This is a genomic window from Demequina sediminis (genome assembly GCF_039545075.1).
GTDB lineage: Bacteria > Actinomycetota > Actinomycetes > Actinomycetales > Demequinaceae > Demequina > Demequina sediminis.
In genome coordinates this window covers 1-16,323 of record NZ_BAABRR010000005.1, presented here as the reverse complement: position 1 = coordinate 16,323, position 16,323 = coordinate 1, and the positions used below count along the sequence as shown (strand labels likewise).

Below are 16,323 nucleotides of genomic sequence, written 5' to 3'. Positions count from 1 at the left end.
GACCATGGGTGTCCCATAGCGCGCCGAGAACTCCTCAAACCGACCATAGGTGTCCCATAGGGGGCACGTGCGGAGCGGGCGGAGCGTGCGGAGCGGGCGGAGCGTGCGGCGGCTGCTCCGCACGCCCCTCACGCCTCTACACGAGCCCCAGCGCGAGCATGGCGTCAGCCACCTTGGTGAAGCCGGCGATGTTGGCCCCCGCGACGTAGTCGCCTGGCATCCCGTACTCGTCGGCGGTCGTAAGGCAGCGGTCGTGAATGCCGCTCATGATGTCCTGCAGGCGACGCTCGGTGTGCTCGAAGCTCCACGAGTCGCGTGACGCGTTCTGCTGCATCTCGAGCGCGCTGGTGGCGACGCCCCCCGCATTCGCGGCCTTGCCCGGAGCGAATCGGATGCCCGACTCCCGGAACACACGCACCGCCTCGGGGGTGGAGGGCATGTTCGCGCCCTCGGCCACGATCGCGCATCCGTGGCCCGCGAGGGTGGCCGCATCGCGCGCATTGAGCTCGTTCTGCGTGGCGCACGGCAGCGCGATGTCGCACGGCACGTCCCAAATCGAACCGCCCGTGCGGTGGTTCGCGCCCCGGGACTCGGCGTACTCACTGAGCCTGCCGCGACGGCCCTGCTTGATCTCCTTCACCAGGTCGAGGTCGATGCCGGCCTCATCGACCACGTATCCGTCCGAGTCCGAGCACGCGACCACGGTGCCGCCCAGCTGATGCACCTTCTCCATCGCGTAGATCGCCACGTTGCCGGAGCCCGACACGACCACGCGCTTGCCGTCGAGAGAGTCGCCCCGCGTGCGCAGCATCTCGTTCACGAAGAAAACCGTGCCGTAGCCGGTGGCCTCGGTGCGCACCTGCGAGCCGCCCCACGCGAGTCCCTTGCCGGTGAACACGCCCGACTCGTAACGGTTGGTGATCCGCTTGTACTGGCCGAACATGTAGCCGATCTCGCGTCCGCCCACCCCGATGTCTCCCGCGGGAACGTCGGTGTACTCGCCCACGTGGCGTGACAGCTCGGTCATGAAGGACTGGCAGAAGCGCATGATCTCGGCATCGCTCTTGCCCTTCGGGTCGAAGTCGGACCCGCCCTTGCCGCCACCGATCGGCAGTCCGGTGAGGGAGTTCTTGAAGATCTGCTCGAAGCCCAGGAACTTCACGATGCCCAAATAGACCGAGGGGTGGAAGCGAATGCCGCCTTTGTATGGGCCCAGGGACGAGTTGAACTGCACCCTGAAGCCCCTGTTGAACTGGGCGCGGCCGGAGTCGTCCATCCACGGCACGCGGAAGATCACCTGGCGCTCCGGCTCGCACAGCCGCGCGATGACACCCGCGTCCGCGTAGTCGGGGTGCTTGGCCACCACGGGACCCAGGCTCTCGAGCACCTCGCGCACGGCCTGGTGGAACTCGTCCTCGCCAGGGTTGCGCTTGACGACGTCGTCGAAGATGGGGATGAGGGTCTCGCTCAGGGCGGTCATGGGGGCTCTCCTGACGGGGGATGAGGCAATGGCCCCCCTCGGCGTCGAGGAGGACCATGGGGCATCGGGTGCCACCTCGAGTGTAGTCAACCCGCGCATCGTCCCCGACCCTTGGGACCTCCTCACCAGGCGAGACGTTCCTGCCGGGACTAGCGTGAAGCGCATCGGCGCACCCACCCGGAGGTCACCTTGAGCGAGCAGCCAGCCACGCCCCCCGGCACTCACGAGAAGCGTGAGCACTGGAGCGGGCAGACCGCGTTCATCCTGGCAGCCATCGGTTCCGCGGTGGGACTGGGCAACATCTGGCGCTTCCCCGGCCAGGCGTACGAGAACGGCGGGGGAGCGTTCATGATCCCCTACGTGATCGCGCTGCTCACCGCGGGAATCCCGATCCTGTTCCTCGAGAACGCGATCGGCCACCGCTTCCGCGGCTCCGCGCCGCTCGCGATGCGCCGCGTCGCCCGGCGGGCCGAGGGCGTGGGCTGGTTCCACGTCGCGATCTGCTTCGTGATCGGCCTGTACTACACCGTCATCATCGGATGGGCCGTCAGCTACTTCTTCTTCAGCTTCAACCTCGACTACGCCGAGGATCCGGCGACCTTCTTCGCGCGGGACTTCCTCCAGCTGGGGGAGCCGGGCACGGTGAGCCTCACGTTCGTGCCGAGCGTCCTCATCCCGCTCGTCGCGGTCTGGGTGGTGACGATCGTGATCCTCGCGCTCGGACTGCACAACGGCGTCGAGCGACTCAACGTGGTGGGCATCCCGCTGCTCGTGGTGACGTTCGGCATCCTCGTGGTGCGTGCGCTCATGCTCGACGGCGCCGCCGAGGGAGTCGAGGCTCTCTTCACTCCCGACTTCTCCGCGCTGCGCGACCCTCAGGTCTGGATCGCGGCCTACGGGCAGGTCTTTTTCTCGCTGTCGCTCGCGTACGGGGTGATGCTCACCTACGCGTCGTACCGGCGCCGTCGCTCAAACATCACCGCGCCCGGTCTGGTCGTCGCGTTCGGCAACAGCTCGTTCGAGATCCTCGCCGGCGTGGGGGTGTTCGCGACGCTAGGCTTCCTCGCCCACCAGCAGGGGATCGCGGTCGCGGACCTCGAGGGCCTCACCGGCGTGCAGTTGTCCTTCATCACGTTCCCCACCGTGATCGCCCAGATGCCCGGCGGTCAGATCTTTGGCGCGTTGTTCTTCGGCTCGCTGGTAGTCGCGGGCCTCACGTCGCTCATCTCCGTGCTGCAGGCCGTCTCGAGCGCGCTGCAGGACAAGTTCGGCTGGCACCCGCGAGGCTCCGCGGTCGCGGTGGGTATCGTCTCCGCGGTGCTCTCGGTGATCGGATTCGGCACCACGACGGGGCTGTTCCTGCTTGACGTGGTCGACCAGTGGTCCAACCAGCTGGGGATCGTGGCGGGAGCGGTCGCGATGATCGCCGCGTCGCTGTGGTTCGCGGGTCGTTCGAGCGAACTTCAGCGCCACCTCGCGGCGGTGTCGACGCTGCGTCCCGGGCGCGGCTGGCTGATCCTGGTCAACGTCGTGGCGCTGCTGCTCCTCTCCATGTTCGTGCAGAAGACCACCACGCTCATCAACGACGGATATGAGGGCTATCCCGGCTGGTATCTCGCCGTCTTCGGGTGGGGGACGCTCGCGTTCCTGCTGGCGGCCGCTCTCGCGATGCCGCTGCTGCGGTGGCGCCGCAACATCGCGCGATTCCACGTGTGGCCCACGCGGGCCCAGTTGGGCCTTCCCGACCATCCGCACGACGAGTACGAGCCCGAAGGGAGGCCGCGATGAATGCCGATGCCCTGGTCCTGATGATCGTGGTGATGGCCATCATCTGGGGAGGCTTGGTGGCGTCGATCGTGTTCCTGGCACGCCGGCCCGAGGCAGGCCACCTGCCCGATGGCGGCGAGGACACCGTGGTGCCCGACTACGCCCCACTCGAGTAGTTGCCGAGCGCGGTGTCGACCACCCACTCCGCGTCGTACGTGCGCGTCGCCAGCACCCTGGAGTCGTCCTCGATGAGGAGGTAGTCCTCGTTCGGCGGAGAGCCGTCGTTCCACGTCACGTCCACGAGCAGCCACCGGCCGTCGACCCGCACCTTGTTCCACGCATGCAGCCCGCCTGTCACGCCCGCGGAGTCGGATCCCGTCGCGATCACCGCCTCGAGACCGGCCTCATGCGCCATCGCGAGGAAGGCCATCGCGTATCCGTTGCACACGGCCGTGCCGTCGACGAGGATGCCGTAGGCCTCTTGGCTGCGGGCCACGAGCTCCTCGGTGCCCGGCAGCGCCTGCCCGGACGCGTCGATCGCCTCGAACGCGGCATCGTCGTAGACGGCCACCGCCGTGAGGTAGTCGTTGATGAGGCGCACGCGCTCCGCCTGGTCGGTGGTCTCGAGGGCTCCCGAGGCCGCGAGACCCGCCTCGACGCCGATCATCGTCAGCTCGCGGCGCCGTTCCGCCTCGGCCGCGTCGTACGTGTAGTCGGGGGAGATCTCGACGCGTGCGCCGTAGTCCGTCACGGTCCAGCCGTTGACGAACGCATACGGGTTCTGCGCGAGGGCCTCGCGCATCGCGTCATCTACCGCGGCGTCACCCTGCTCGCGCACCCACGCGGTCACGTCGATGTCGTCCTGCTGGGCGACCATCCCCGCGGCGAGGCTCGTCACCATGGCGGAGGATCCGAACACCGGGAACGCGACGTCCTCGGGCAGCGGCGGCGCCTCCGCGATCGCCTGCGCAAGGGCCGCCGAGGCCGCGGCACCGGGGTTGCCCCATTCGGGCAATAGCCCCGCGCTGCTCGCGAAGCTCGAGGCCAGCACCAGGACCAGCACCGTCAGCGTCGCGCCGAACCACCGACGCCCGCGGCGCTCGCGGCGACTCGCCCTCTCGGCCTCGGCCGCCGCCAGCGCGTAGGCAGGAGGGACGATGCCCCTCTCGACCTTCGTGTCACGGTCCCGTATGCGGCGGGTCCAGCGGGTGCCGTCCCAGTAGCGCTCGAGCCCGGTCTCGCTGGGGTCCGGAAGCCAGCCCGCCGCCGGCAGGCGGGGCGTTGGCGGCGGCACCTGGGGTGGCGCAGGAGGCGGCACCGGCCGGCGTGCCGGCTGCCACTCGTCCTCCGGCAGCCAGCCGCGCTCGTCCATGGGTGCCGTCCCGTCCGCTCGCCTACGCGCCCACGGCCTGTGTCGCGTCCACGACCTCGCCCACGAGGCGCTCGATCACGTCCTCGAGCATCGCGGCGCCGAGCACCTCCCCCGACTCTGGATCCCGCACCAGCGCGAGGTGGGTGCCGCGCGCCTGCATCGCGGTGAGCGCCTCCTCAAGCGAGGCCTCGGGCGAGATTTCGCTGAGCGGGCGCACCGCGGTCGACGGCACGGGCTTGGTGGCGTGGCCCCTGGCCACCGAGGCGAAGTCCTTGAGGTGCAGGTAGCCCACGAAGTGACCCGCGGCGTCCACGAGCGGGAAGCGCGAGAAGCCGGTGCGCACGCACTCCTTCTGTGCGCGCTGCGGCGTGACGTCCACGGGCAGCGTGACGAGCTCCTCGCGCGGCGTCATGACGTCCCGCACCGTCTCGAAGCTCAGCGTGAGCGAGCCCGTGAGCACGCGGTGCTCGTGCTCGTCGAGAAGGCCCTCCTGACGCGACTCGGCGAGCAGTCCCGCGACCTCCTCGGCCGCGAACGTCGAGGTGACCTCGTCGCGCGGCTCGACGCGCAGGAGGCGCAGGCCGATGTTCGCGATCCAGTTGAGGGACCAGATGACGGGCTTGAGGATCCAGACGATGCCGTAGAGGACGGGACCGAGGATGAGCGCCGAGCGCTCGGGGCCGGCGATCGCGATGTTCTTGGGCACCATCTCGCCCAGGACCATGTGGAGGAACACCACGATGAGCAGGGCGATGGTGAAGGCGATGCCGTGCAGCCACGGGCCGGTCACGCCGATCGCCTCGAGCGGCTTCTCGAGCTGATGCGCGACCGCGGGTTCGCCGATCGCACCGAGTCCGAGCGAGCATGCCGTGATGCCCAGCTGGGCTCCCGCCATCATGAGCGAGACCCGGTCCATGCCGCGCAGCGTGATGCGTGCCGGGCGCGAGCCCGCCGCGGCGAGCGGCTCGATCTGGGTCCGGCGTGCCGAGATCAGCGCAAACTCGGCACCCACGAAGAATGCGTTGCCTGCCAGCAGGGCGACGGCGATGAGGATTGCGGTGAGGTCACTCACGGCCGGACTCCTTCCGAGAGGACGATGCGTCGGAGCGCGGCTCGGATGCCGCATCGGGGTCCGGCGGCGGGACCACCTCGACCAGGACCCGATCGACGCGGTGGCCGTCGAGGCGCACCACGGTCATGCGCGCGGTGACCGGCACCGGGATGCCGTCCTCGTCGCGGTGTGCCTCGTCGCGCGCCTCGAAGTCGACCGTGTCGCCCACGACGGGGAAGCGCTCGAGGCGCTCCGTGAGGAAGCCGCCCAGGGTGTCGGACTCGCGACCCTCGGGAAGGTCCAGGCCCATCAGCTCGCCCGCCTCGTCGGGGCGCAGCAGGCCCGACAGCGACCAGCGGTTCTCGCTGAGGCGGCGATGACGGCTGACGGGACGGTCCTGCTCATCCTCGATCTCCCCGACGATCTCCTCGACGAGGTCCTCGAGCGTGACCACGCCATCGGTGCCGCCGTACTCGTCGACCACGACCACGATCTGCGAGCCCTGGCGCAACGTCTCGAGCACCGCGCTGAGCGGCATGGTCGACGGCACGGAGTCCACGGGCATCGCGATCTCCGAGATCGGGGTCGTCGCGCGTTGGCGCGCGGGAAGCGCGAGGGCGCGCTTGAAGTGGGCCACGCCCACGATCTCGTCCACGCTCTCGCCCATGACGGGGAAGCGTGCGTGACCCGTGCGGGAGGCGAGGTCAAGGACCTCGGCCACCGGGGCATCGGCGCTCACGAAGTGCACGCGCGTGCGCGGGGTCATCGCGTCGGACGCGGTGCGGTCGCGCATCTCCGCGGCGCGCGCGAGGCGTTGCGCGACGCGCGGCTCGAGGGTGCCCTGTTGGCCCGAGCGCTCCGCGATCGACTGCAGCTCGCCGGCCGAGCGGGCCGAGGCAAGCTCCTCGCGCGGCTCGATGCCAAACGACCGGACGATGCGGTTGGCGGAGCCGTTGAGGAAGCGGATCAGCGGCCCCATGAACCACGTGAAGCCGCGCTGGGCGCCCGCGACCGCGCGGCCCACGCGCAGCGGTTCGGCAATCGCCCAGTTCTTGGGGATGAGCTCGCCGATCACCATCTGGGTGGCGGTCGCGATGACGAAGGCGAGGGTCAGCGACACCGCCACCGTGCTGCCCTCGGGGAGACCGAGCGTGGAGAGGGGGCTGCGCAGCAGGGTCGCGAGCGAAGGCTCGGCGATGAAGCCGACGAGCAGCGAGGTGACCGTGATGCCGAGCTGCGCGCCGGACAGCTCCGTCGAGAGCTTCTTGAGGCCGGCCTGGAGCGACTGCGCGCGCCTGTCGCCGCCCGCGGCGGCACGGTCGACCGTGGGGCGGTCGACCGTCACGAAGGCGAACTCCGCGGCGACGAAGAGCGCGTTCGCGAGGATGAGGAGCAGCGCCAGCAGCAGGAGGAGCCATGCCTCTGTCACGAGAGGCCTCCCTCATGGGCGCGGCGGACGGGGGCAGGCGCCGGGGGGAGCAGGGCTGCTCCGGGCCGGCGCTCGGGACTATGACCGTCAGGCATGGCGACGAGTATAGGTGAAGCGTGGCGCCAAGGAATGGGTGTCCCGTGCGGCAGTCTTGCCTCATGAGCGACGATGCGCGTCCCACCCTGGGGTCCGAGACGGTGGTCATGGCCGCCGGTCTCCTGCTGGGATCGGTCCTGGGATGGGTGGTTCCCGGCATGCTGATTCTGCCCACGATCGAGCAGGAGCCGCCCGATGCCTGGTTGGGGCTGGTCTACGTCGTGGTCGGGATCGTCGTGACTGCGTTACACATGCTCGCGCTGGGAGCCTTCGCGGGTGTGCGCGCCGTGGTGTACACCAGGTCCGAGCGGCGCCTGCGATGGTCGCCGTGGTGGGCGTGGGGTGGTGCCGCCGTGATCAGCCTGGTCGCGGCCGCGATGTCGAGTTCCGGCGGGTGGAACAACGGGCTCTTCCTGGTTCCGGGAGTGGTGACGCTGGGCGTCTACGCCGTCGCGATCCGGCTGGCGATGCGGGTACGGCTGCCGAACGGCGCGGTGTGGGGAGTGGGAGCGGCGGTCACCGCGGTCGCGCTGGTGGTCGTGTGGCCCATTCTTGGCGTGATGGTCAGCTGATCGCGCGCGACAGGTAGAAGGCGCGTTCACCCGTGTCGGGCTGGCGCAGCGCGAAGCCGTGGCGGTCGTAGAACCGCAGGGCGTCCGTGTCGGACTCGTCGACGTTGACCTCGAGGAGAGCGACCCCGTGGGACCGGGCATGCGTCACGACGGCGTCGACCAAGGCCGTGCCCATGCCGTGGGAGCGGAGGTCGGGTCGCACGTAGAGCTCGTCGAGCAGCGCGACGGGACCGTCGAACCACACGTTGGGCCGGAGCGTGACGAGTGCGATGCCGGCGGGTGGTTCGCCGCCGAGCACCGCGAAGGTGTGCTGGGACTCGAGCAGCGCCGCGAGGCGCGGCGCGATCTGCGCCGCCTCGGGCGCGGGGGAGTCGAACTCTCGGTTGAAGTCCACGAGCAGGCGCGCCGCGCTCTCCGCGTCCGCGGCCGTCGCGATCCTCAGGTGATGGTCCACGTGGCCAGGCTACGCCGCGGGTAGCCTGCAGGGGTGTCTCGTCGCCTCGTCCTCGTCGCAGTTGCGATGGCGGGCCTCGTGGTCGGGTGCTCGGTCGGCTCCTCGCCCGCCGCTATCCCCGCTACCGCGGCGCCCTCGACTGCCGTGCCCACCACCGTGGCGCCGTCGACTCCGGCGCCCGGGGCATCGTCCCCTCCCACCGTCGCGCCGCCCGTCGACGTGCCGACTCGGGTCCTGAATCTGGGGGAGCGGGGCTCCTACGGAGTGGTCGAGCTCGACCTCGACGCGTGGGACGTGCGGGTCGACTGGCCGCAGGACCCGGAGGGCACCGACCTCGCGGAGTATCTCGAGGCCCATCCCGAGGTCGCGGTGCTCACCAACGCGGGAATCTTCAGCGAGGACCTGTCGCCGGGCGGCCTGTTGGTGTCCGATGGAGAGGAACTGCGTGCGCTCAACCTGGCCGAGGGCGCGGGGAACTTTCACCTCATGCCCAACGCGGTGTTCGAGGTCCGCGCTGACGGCACGGCCGCGGTCGTCGAGTCCACGGCCTACACCGGCGCGGGCGTCGAGCAGGCGACCCAGTCGGGCCCTGCGCTGCTGCTTGATGGCGAGGTCCACCCCCAGTTCACGGAGGGCAGCTCGAACACCGCGCTGCGGTCGGGAGTGGGCGTGAGCCCCGACGGGCGGACGGTCTACCTGGTCATCACCAGGACGTACGTCAACCTGTGGGACTTTGCCGTGATGTTCCGCGACGAGCTCGGCGTCGAGGACGCGCTGTATCTCGATGGGCAGATCTCGCAGCTGTGGGTGTCGGGGGCTCCGGATCCCACGCCGTTCCTGGGCCCATACGCCGGGGTGATCGCGGCCACCCCGCGCTGAGCGGTGTGTGCTGGGCCGGCATCGTCGACCTTGAGCTTTCACAAGTCACACATCTGGTGACCGGTGTGGCGGCGCTGAACGGGGATCCGGTCGCACGTGGCCTCAGATGTGTGACTTGCGCACCTGAGCGGAGGCGGGAGGGTGGGGCGGGTCGGGTCGGGGACGATGCCCGGGTTCAGATCTCCTTGATGACGCGGGCGGGGTTGCCCGCGACCACCACGCCGGGCGGCACGTCGCGCGTGACCACGGAGCCGGCGCCCACGACCGACCCGCGGCCGATCGTCACCCCGGGGCAGATCACGACCGATCCGCCGAGCCACACGTCGGCCTCGAGCGTGATGGGAAGGCCGCGCTCCCAGCCCTCGCGGCGCAGCTCGACGTCGAGCACGTGGTTGACGGTGTAGAAGCGCGCGTCGGGCCCGATCAGCGCGTTGTCGCCGATGGTCACGGTGCCCGAGCCGACGATCATGAGGTTCGCGTTGATGAAGACGTTCGCGCCGAAGCGCACGCGCTCGCGGTACTCGAGGTACACCGGGGGGCGGAAGTCGAGCCCAGGGCCGCACTCGCCGACCAGTTCCGAGAGCGCACGGGTCGAGCCCTCGGGGTCCTCGTAGTAGCGGCCGTTGAGGTCGCGCAGGCGAGCGAGGGTCGCGCGCTGCATGTCCGCGAGCTCCGGGCCCGCGCGGTACCGGAACCACTCGTCGGCCTGGAGCTTGTCGTACTCGGTGCGGCTGGGGTCCGGGGTGGGCATGTCCTGAGTCACCCCGCCACGCTAGCGGGCGCGCGTGACGTGGGCACCACCCTGAAGTCCCGGCCCGCCGTACGCAGAAGGGACGATGCCCCACCCACCCGGGCGGGGCATCGTCCCCTCTCGCACGGCCCCTAGTAGTACATGGGCGTGAGCGCCTCGTACTCCTCGACGCTCGCGTCCCGCAGGCACAGTTCGATGATCTGGCGGCCCAGCGGGTCGAGGTCCTCGGTCATGAACTGACGCAACTGCTCCTTGAAGAAGCCGGTGAGGATCGCACAGCCGGCGTCGTACGCCTCGGTGCCGACCTGCGACTGCAGCTCCGGGCGCAGCAGCGTGCGGCGCACCGGCTGGCCGTCGAGGGTGATCTCCTTGGGTGCGTAGCCGAACAGCGCGCAGCGCGCCGGCTCGAGCTGATCGGCCCTCATGCGGCCGGCACCCTTGCGGGCGAGCCACTCGCGCGTGAGCCACTCGGCCGAGAATCCGACCTTGTAGGCGCCCACGTGCTGGTTGGGCGTGAGGACGTAGCGCGTGTGGTGGAAGTCCACGATCTGGCGCAGCAGCAGGTTGGCCGCCTCGACCTTGGTTCCCGTCGAGAACGGCCAGTATGAGCCCACGCCCTCGGACACCATGCCGCCGTGCTCGAGCGTGCGCACGGCATCGGCCGCCTCGCCGATCGAGGGATTCTTGTCGCCGCGCGGGGCGATGAGACGCCACAGCCACGCGATCGCGGGGGGCACGAAGTGCGTGAGCCCCATGATCCCGTAGGTCGGGTTGTCCTTGGTGCACGCGGGCATGCGCACGCCGAACGTGCGCACGTCGACGCCCATGGGCTGGTCGATCACGCCGCGAATCATGCGACGGGGAATCACCACCCGCGGGTTCGGGCACGGCTTGCCGGTCGAGTCGGGGGTGTGCTCCCACGGCAGGGCGGTCGCGTCGGCGACGCCGTCGATGCTGAAGAACACGAGCGGCGTGTCGGGGTGGATGACGGCGCGCTCGAACTGGACGTCCTCGCCGTACGTCGTGAGGTTGTCGACGCGCACGAACCAGCCGTCCTCGGCATCCGCGACCACCATGCGGCCCGACCCATCCTGAACGGCGGGATGGCACAGCGTCATGTCGTCGGTCACGGGGGACAGATCCGAGGTCTCGGAGAGGGTCACCAGGTAGGGCTCGTCGGTCACGACATTGGTACCGAGCAGGATGCGGCCGTCGTCCTCGCGGCGCAGGTCCTGGCACATTTCGGACTTGCCGCCTCCCGAGGCGCCCTCGTGCATGATCACGGTCTCGTTGTCGTACGGAGTCGTGACGCGCACCGCGGAGGCGTGCGCCGTGATCCAGCCCTCCTGCTCGCCGATGTCGAGCAACACCGAGAACACGCCCTTCTTGGCGCTCGGACCCGGGTAGAGGTTGTAGGCGAAGATCTCGTGGAGCGTCTCGGAGCGGTCGTGGACCACCACCTGGCGGCCGTCAAAGTGCGTGTGCCGGAACGGCGGCGCGACGTAGAGGATCGAGCGCGGCTCGTAGGCCCCGAGCTCCTCGAAGGTCACCCAGCCCTGGAGGTCCACCAGCGCGGTCGCGAAGAAGCCGGCGTTGACGGGCACGATCGCGAGCGACGGCGAGCCGTAGGTGAGTCCACCCGCCTTGAACGGCACGACCACGAGGTCCTGGCGCGCGAGCCATGCGAGCGTGTCCGCGCGGGTGTCGGCGAAGCCGTGGCCAAAGCGATCCACGAAGCGCGTCTTGTCCGTGGGGCGGTCGTCCGCGATCACCATGCACTGCGGGTCGCGCCTGCGCATGTAGTCCTCGGGATAGTTGACCGCCATGCCGTTGCGGCAGCGCGTGACGGTGGCCTCGGTGACCACCTCTCCGTCGACGTCGTAGTCGACGGAGAACACGGGTCCCCCCTCGGGGCCGAGCGAGAGGGCGTAGAGCTCCGCCCGCGTCGCGGGCACCGTGACCGAGGGCGCGGCTTCGAGGAGCGCGCGCACCTCGGGTGCGAGGGTCAACTGGTCCAGGTACGTCAAGGTGTCGGTCACGCTCGGCTCCTTCGTCATGCGGACGGGGGCACGCCTGCGGTGCTCCCTCCAGCGTGAGTCTGCCTTTCCCAAAGGAAGGGTAAAAGGGACGTAGGTCACGGGTATGGTGAGGGGACGATGCTCGCGTCGCCTTCGCGTGCGGCGGCAGGCGCCGTATGCTCGCATCGGGCCTGGTGATGGGCCCTCTGGCGCGAGGGGGGCCGATGCGTACCGTGGTGATCACTCTGCTGGCGATCACGCTTGCGATCGGCGGCTGGCTGTGGTGGCGCGGCGACACCGTGGCCACCGCTCCCGAGGTGCGGGCGATCGAGGCCGCCCCGCTCCCGGTCGTCACGGGAGACTTCGACCAGGTGGCGACCGACTGCCGCGAGGATGTTCCATGGGAGTCCGTGCATGCGCGCCCGTGGCAGGCGCTCTCGCAACGCTTCGCGGGCACCGTCGACGTGTGCGTCGAGTTGTATCGGGACGTGGCGGGCTCGAGCGCGCAGGCGGATGCGTATGTGGCGCTCGTGACCTCCGCGTGGAGCACGGCGGAGCGCTCCGACTACTGGTGGCCGTGGGACGGTCGCGATGACGCGCCAGGGGTGGTGGACCTTTCGGTGGCGTTCGCGGGTGCGCGCGGGGATGGGGCGTCGCTTGCCTCGAATCCGGCGACGGGTGCGTGTACGACAACCCTGCCCGCGACCTCCGTCGCACTGGGCGAGGCCTTGACGGCGCCTCCCCTCGTCATGGTCGGCTCATGTGACGAGTCGGTGGGGTTGGGCCCCGCGAGCGGGGAGTCGGCCTCGTGGTCGGTGCCCCGTCCCGAGGAGTGGGACCTCGTGGTGATGTCCTTCCTCTTCGAAGCCGATCCGGGCGCGATTCCGACGATCGAACTGGCGGTGACGGGCGCGCCCGCTTGACCGGTATTCGAACACGTGTTCGAATGGGCGCATGCGGTGGGAGGGACAGGCGCTGAGCGCGCCAGCGGAGAATGCTCTGCCCGCGCTCGCGAAGATGTCGAACCTGGTGCGCACGGTGACCACGCCGGAGTTCGCGGGCGTCACGTTCCACGAGGTGCTCGCGAAGAGCGCGCTCAACCGCGTGGGACCGGGCAGCGCGGTGCCGTTCACGTGGACCGTCAACCCGTATCGCGGATGCACTCATGCGTGCGTCTACTGCTTCGCGCGCCCCTCGCACCGCTACCTCGAGCTCGATGCGGGCGCCGACTTCGACTCGCAGGTGATCGTCAAGATCAACATCGCGGACGCGCTGCGCAAGGACCTCGCGAGGCCGTCGTGGAATCGCGAACACGTGGCGCTGGGCACCAACACCGATCCGTACCAGCGCTGCGAGGGTAGGTATCGGCTCATGCCCGGCATCATCCGGGCGCTCGCCGACGCGGGGACCCCGCTGTCGATCCTCACCAAGGGCTCGCTGCTGCGCCGCGACCTGCCGCTGCTGACCGCCGCACGGGGGTCGATCCCCGTGGATCTCGGGATGTCCATCGCGATCGCCGACGACTCCCTCCAGCAGGCCATCGAACCCGGGACGCCCACGACGCAGGCGCGCCTCGCGACGGTCACGGCGGCGGCGGAGGCTGGCTTCTCGGTCGCGGTCTTCATGATGCCGGTGTTGCCGTTTCTCACCGACTCCGAGGACCACCTCGACGCCGCCCTCGCGCGCATCAAGGAGGCGGGCGCGACCTCGGTGACCTACTCGGCCCTCCACCTGCGCCCCGGCGTCAAGGAATGGTTCGCCCAGTGGCTCCACGGCAACCGCCCCGACCTCATCCCGCGCTACCGCGAGCTCTACGGAGACGATTCCTACGCGCCGCGTGAATACCGGCGGTGGCTCGCCGACCGCATCAAGCCGCTGATCGCGGCCCACGGCCTCGAGCGCGCCGCCGAGGACCCCAACACCGGCTCCGTGTCGTCCCGCGCCACCGCGCGAGACGCCAACGGGGAGTGGCGGAGGACCCGCGCGGCCGATCCCGACACGGCGGGGGACATCGCGGCGCGCCACGCCGAGCCGGTGACGCTCTTCTAGTCCGGATGCGCCCGGGACGAGCCGCGACGGTCGGAGTACGGTCGAGACGAGGAGTTCCACCCCGGGAGGACCGATGCCCCACGAGGACCGTGATCGCGCCGCCGAGGCGCAGGTGTTGCTATCCAACGAGCGCACGTTCCTGTCCTGGATACGCACTGCGCTCGCCCTGATGGTCACGGGGGTCGCGCTGGTCGCGTTCGACCTGCCGATCGACATCGGGTGGCGGCTTGCCGCCGCCGGTGTGCTGCTGCTCCTCGCGATCGCGAACGCAGCTCAGGCCCTCGTGAGCTGGCGCGTGAACGATCGCGCGCTGCGCAATGGCGAGGAGATTCCCGAGCTGAGATCGGGACTGTGGATCGCGGCGGGCGTGGGGGGTGCGGTGATGCTGTTGCTCGTGGGTTGGGTGCTCACGTGAAGGGCAGGCGGGTCAGGCGTCAGAATCTGTACGCGGTCGACCTCACGGTCCTGTCGTGGCGCCGCACGACGTTCCAGGTGGCGCTCGCGGCGCTTGCCATCGCGAGGATGCTCACCGATGACTTCGGGTGGTGGATGCTCGCGGCCGGCGCCGCCGGGGTGGGGCTCGCGCTCGCGGTCCACGCGTCGGTGTCGGCGTATGTGGCGACCATCGACGAGCACGGCCACGTCCTGCGCCGCCCCGCCGCAATCGGTCACGCGCTCGTGAGGCAGTCGCTGGTGGCGGGCGGCACGGCCGCGCTCTGCATCGCGGCGCTGGCGTGGGTCATGCTTCAGGTGTGAGAGGGCGCGGAGCGCTCGTGACCCGCGTGCCCCAGTGCGACCGCGGCCGCGGCGACCCTGTTGGTGACCCCCAGCCGTGCATACGCATTCTCGAGGTGCTTGCGCGCGGTGCCATCCGAGATGCCGAGCGTGCGCGCGAGCTGTCGCGTGGTCGCGCCCACGGCGGCGTGCGCCACCACGAGTGCCTGGCGGTCCGTCAGGCCGCGCCCGCGCAGCCGGCTCACCATGACGTCGATCGCCTGATCCGCAGGCGTCCAGGCGTCCCCGAGTCCGGCTCCCGCCGGGCGTAGCAGCGGCGCGGTGGTCCCGACGGCGTGGCGATGCGCGAGCGCGATCAGCGGCGCCGCGAGGCCCATCAGCCTGCGCTCCCGGTCCGAGAAGGGCGTGCCGTCGCGGTTGACGGCGATTCCGACGATCGTGCCGTCGCCGGGGAAGGCAAACGCCAGCTGGCTGCGAATGCCGAGCGGAGCATAGAAGCCTCGAAAGAGCGGGGTGGTCTCGAAGCGGCGGTCTGGGTCGACGTCCACCCAGTCACGCGGCTCGGGCAGGCCCTCGGTCGCAGCGAGGGCCACGAGCGGATTCTCGTGCATGTGCGCCTCGTAGAAGCCCTGGTGCTCGGCGAACCAGTCCGGTCCAGGGTCCGGCCGGATGACGGCCGCCGTGCGGTCGATGTCGTTGCCGATCTCGTTGTAGGACACCGACACCGCCGGCTCCAGCAGGCCGAGGAGTCCCTCGCACACCACCGCCCCGAAGTCGTGCCTGGTCGTGGTGGCCGCCGCCTCCGAGAGCAGGGCGAGCAGGCTCTCGTACTCCGCGGCGGACGGCTCGTTCGCTCGCGCTGCAGGGGACATAGGACGGTGATAGCACGTGGTCCCGCATGAGGGTCAACCGATGCGCGCCGCACCGGGCTGGCGCGACGCCTACGCGGCCGTCATGACGTCGATCTCGACTCCGCAGCGATCCTCGGTGTAGGCCTCGACGGCAGCGGCGTGTCCCGACTGTGCCTCGATGAGGTCCATGCGTGACTGGGTGAGGCTCACCAGATCCTCGTTCAGCGAGGCGAAGTCGGTGGCCGCGATCATCACGAGCGCGACGGGGGACAGGTAGGAGTCCACGTAGGCAATCATCCCCGCCAGGCCGTCTCGCGCGGCCGGGTCATCCGCGAGCTCGACGGCGTCGTACAGCGCATCGCGCGCGTCGAGGCCGAGGTCGTTGACGGTCGTGCCCAAGGCGTTGACCCCCGACATGTCGCCGGCGAGGCCCGCGGCGGTCACCGCAGCCAAGGCGTCCTCGACATACGTGGCGAGCGCATCGTTGTACCGCGTCACGGCGCCGATCACGAGCTCGCAGTACTCGTCATCGTTCGGCTCTCCCTCCGTGGCCGCGGTGGGTGTCCCCTGGGGTTGACCCCGGATTCCGGACACTGACCAGACGGGTTTCGCGTGAGCGAGTGCCTGTCGGGGAGGATGTCCGTGATGGGCACGAAGAAGAGGAAGACGTATACGCCGGAGTATCGGCGTGAGGCTGCGCGGCTGGTGATCGATACCGGGCGCACGATCGTCGCGGTGGCGCGTGAGATCGGCGTGGGTGAGGCCTTGTTGGGGCGCTGGGTCGCGGCCGAGCGGGCACGGTCGGGCGGGGGTGAGCGG

The 16,323-nt window shown here is 70.1% G+C and carries 18 protein-coding genes; 9 read left to right on the top strand and 9 right to left on the bottom strand.

Features of this window, described 5'->3' with window-relative positions:
- Positions 1-136 precede the first annotated feature (136 nt).
- Positions 137-1,480, bottom strand: coding sequence for an NADP-specific glutamate dehydrogenase (gene gdhA / locus ABEA62_RS05620; protein WP_345379030.1), 1,344 nt, complete (start codon positions 1,478-1,480; stop codon positions 137-139).
- 189 nt (positions 1,481-1,669) lie between these two features.
- Here gdhA and ABEA62_RS05615 point away from each other — a divergent pair, with 189 nt between their 5' ends.
- Both ABEA62_RS05615 and ABEA62_RS05610 read left to right on the top strand, forming a co-directional pair.
- Entirely contained in the window at positions 1,670-3,268 is a 1,599-nt protein-coding gene (locus ABEA62_RS05615) for a sodium-dependent transporter (protein ID WP_345379028.1), read from the top strand.
- Entirely contained in the window at positions 3,265-3,423 is a 159-nt protein-coding gene (locus ABEA62_RS05610; RefSeq protein ID WP_286216275.1) for a methionine/alanine import family NSS transporter small subunit, read from the top strand. Before ABEA62_RS05615 ends, ABEA62_RS05610 begins: the two co-directional genes overlap by 4 nt.
- Here the strand turns inward: ABEA62_RS05610 and ABEA62_RS05605 are convergent.
- Genes ABEA62_RS05605 through ABEA62_RS05595 form a run of 3 tightly spaced genes read right to left on the bottom strand, consistent with a single transcriptional unit; the run spans position 3,405 to position 7,099 of the window.
- Positions 3,405-4,619 carry a DUF2510 domain-containing protein gene (locus ABEA62_RS05605; RefSeq protein ID WP_286216273.1) on the bottom strand — a complete coding sequence of 405 codons (1,215 nt, stop codon included), beginning with the start codon at positions 4,617-4,619 and terminating at the stop codon, positions 3,405-3,407. The two genes, ABEA62_RS05610 and ABEA62_RS05605, sit on opposite strands and share 19 nt — an antisense overlap.
- A gap of 22 nt (positions 4,620-4,641) precedes the next feature.
- Positions 4,642-5,691: a hemolysin family protein gene (locus tag ABEA62_RS05600; RefSeq protein ID WP_286216272.1), complete on the bottom strand. Its 1,050-nt coding sequence runs from the start codon at positions 5,689-5,691 to the stop codon at positions 4,642-4,644.
- A complete protein-coding gene (locus tag ABEA62_RS05595) occupies positions 5,684-7,099 on the bottom strand; it encodes a hemolysin family protein (protein ID WP_286216271.1) in 1,416 nt (471 codons plus the stop codon). The genes ABEA62_RS05600 and ABEA62_RS05595 overlap by 8 nt, the downstream gene beginning before the upstream one ends.
- Before the next feature lie 158 nt (positions 7,100-7,257).
- Here ABEA62_RS05595 and ABEA62_RS05590 point away from each other — a divergent pair, with 158 nt between their 5' ends.
- The gene (locus ABEA62_RS05590) at positions 7,258-7,767 is read left to right on the top strand and encodes a hypothetical protein (RefSeq protein WP_286216269.1); all 510 of its coding nucleotides are present in this window, start codon (positions 7,258-7,260) and stop codon (positions 7,765-7,767) included.
- On the opposite strand, the gene ABEA62_RS05585 is transcribed toward ABEA62_RS05590, so the two are convergent.
- Positions 7,760-8,221, bottom strand: coding sequence for a GNAT family N-acetyltransferase (locus tag ABEA62_RS05585; RefSeq protein ID WP_286216267.1), 462 nt, complete (start codon positions 8,219-8,221; stop codon positions 7,760-7,762). The two genes, ABEA62_RS05590 and ABEA62_RS05585, sit on opposite strands and share 8 nt — an antisense overlap.
- Before the next feature lie 33 nt (positions 8,222-8,254).
- Here ABEA62_RS05585 and ABEA62_RS05580 point away from each other — a divergent pair, with 33 nt between their 5' ends.
- Positions 8,255-9,100, top strand: coding sequence for a phosphodiester glycosidase family protein (locus ABEA62_RS05580; protein WP_286216265.1), 846 nt, complete (start codon positions 8,255-8,257; stop codon positions 9,098-9,100).
- 175 nt (positions 9,101-9,275) lie between these two features.
- On the opposite strand, the gene ABEA62_RS05575 is transcribed toward ABEA62_RS05580, so the two are convergent.
- Both ABEA62_RS05575 and ABEA62_RS05570 read right to left on the bottom strand, forming a co-directional pair.
- Positions 9,276-9,863, bottom strand: a complete 588-nt coding sequence (locus ABEA62_RS05575; protein WP_286216264.1) for a sugar O-acetyltransferase — start codon at positions 9,861-9,863, stop codon at positions 9,276-9,278.
- 119 nt (positions 9,864-9,982) lie between these two features.
- Complete coding sequence (locus tag ABEA62_RS05570) at positions 9,983-11,890, bottom strand: DUF4914 family protein (RefSeq protein ID WP_286216263.1); 1,908 nt, start codon at positions 11,888-11,890, stop codon at positions 9,983-9,985.
- A 203-nt stretch (positions 11,891-12,093) separates the two neighbouring features.
- Here ABEA62_RS05570 and ABEA62_RS05565 point away from each other — a divergent pair, with 203 nt between their 5' ends.
- The 4 genes from ABEA62_RS05565 to ABEA62_RS05550 all read left to right on the top strand — a co-directional run bounded on the left by ABEA62_RS05565 (position 12,094) and on the right by ABEA62_RS05550 (position 14,674).
- On the top strand, positions 12,094-12,792 hold the full coding sequence (locus ABEA62_RS05565) for a hypothetical protein (RefSeq protein WP_345379021.1): 699 nt from the start codon (positions 12,094-12,096) through the stop codon (positions 12,790-12,792).
- A gap of 31 nt (positions 12,793-12,823) precedes the next feature.
- Positions 12,824-13,918 (top strand): Rv2578c family radical SAM protein, encoded by a 1,095-nt coding sequence (locus ABEA62_RS05560; protein ID WP_286216261.1) that lies wholly within the window; start codon positions 12,824-12,826, stop codon positions 13,916-13,918.
- A 73-nt stretch (positions 13,919-13,991) separates the two neighbouring features.
- Positions 13,992-14,333, top strand: a complete 342-nt coding sequence (locus ABEA62_RS05555) for a YidH family protein (protein ID WP_286216260.1) — start codon at positions 13,992-13,994, stop codon at positions 14,331-14,333.
- Positions 14,330-14,674, top strand: coding sequence for a hypothetical protein (locus tag ABEA62_RS05550; RefSeq protein WP_286216258.1), 345 nt, complete (start codon positions 14,330-14,332; stop codon positions 14,672-14,674). Before ABEA62_RS05555 ends, ABEA62_RS05550 begins: the two co-directional genes overlap by 4 nt.
- On the opposite strand, the gene ABEA62_RS05545 is transcribed toward ABEA62_RS05550, so the two are convergent.
- Entirely contained in the window at positions 14,665-15,525 is an 861-nt protein-coding gene (locus ABEA62_RS05545) for a helix-turn-helix transcriptional regulator (protein WP_286216256.1), read from the bottom strand. The genes ABEA62_RS05550 and ABEA62_RS05545 overlap by 10 nt on opposite strands.
- A gap of 69 nt (positions 15,526-15,594) precedes the next feature.
- Positions 15,595-16,098, bottom strand: a complete 504-nt coding sequence (locus ABEA62_RS05540) for a hypothetical protein (protein ID WP_286216255.1) — start codon at positions 16,096-16,098, stop codon at positions 15,595-15,597.
- Between the two features lie 51 nt (positions 16,099-16,149).
- On the opposite strand from ABEA62_RS05540, the gene ABEA62_RS05535 reads away from it, so the two are divergent.
- A partial coding sequence (locus ABEA62_RS05535; RefSeq protein ID WP_425557985.1) for a transposase occupies positions 16,150-16,323 on the top strand: 174 nt, incomplete at its 3' end.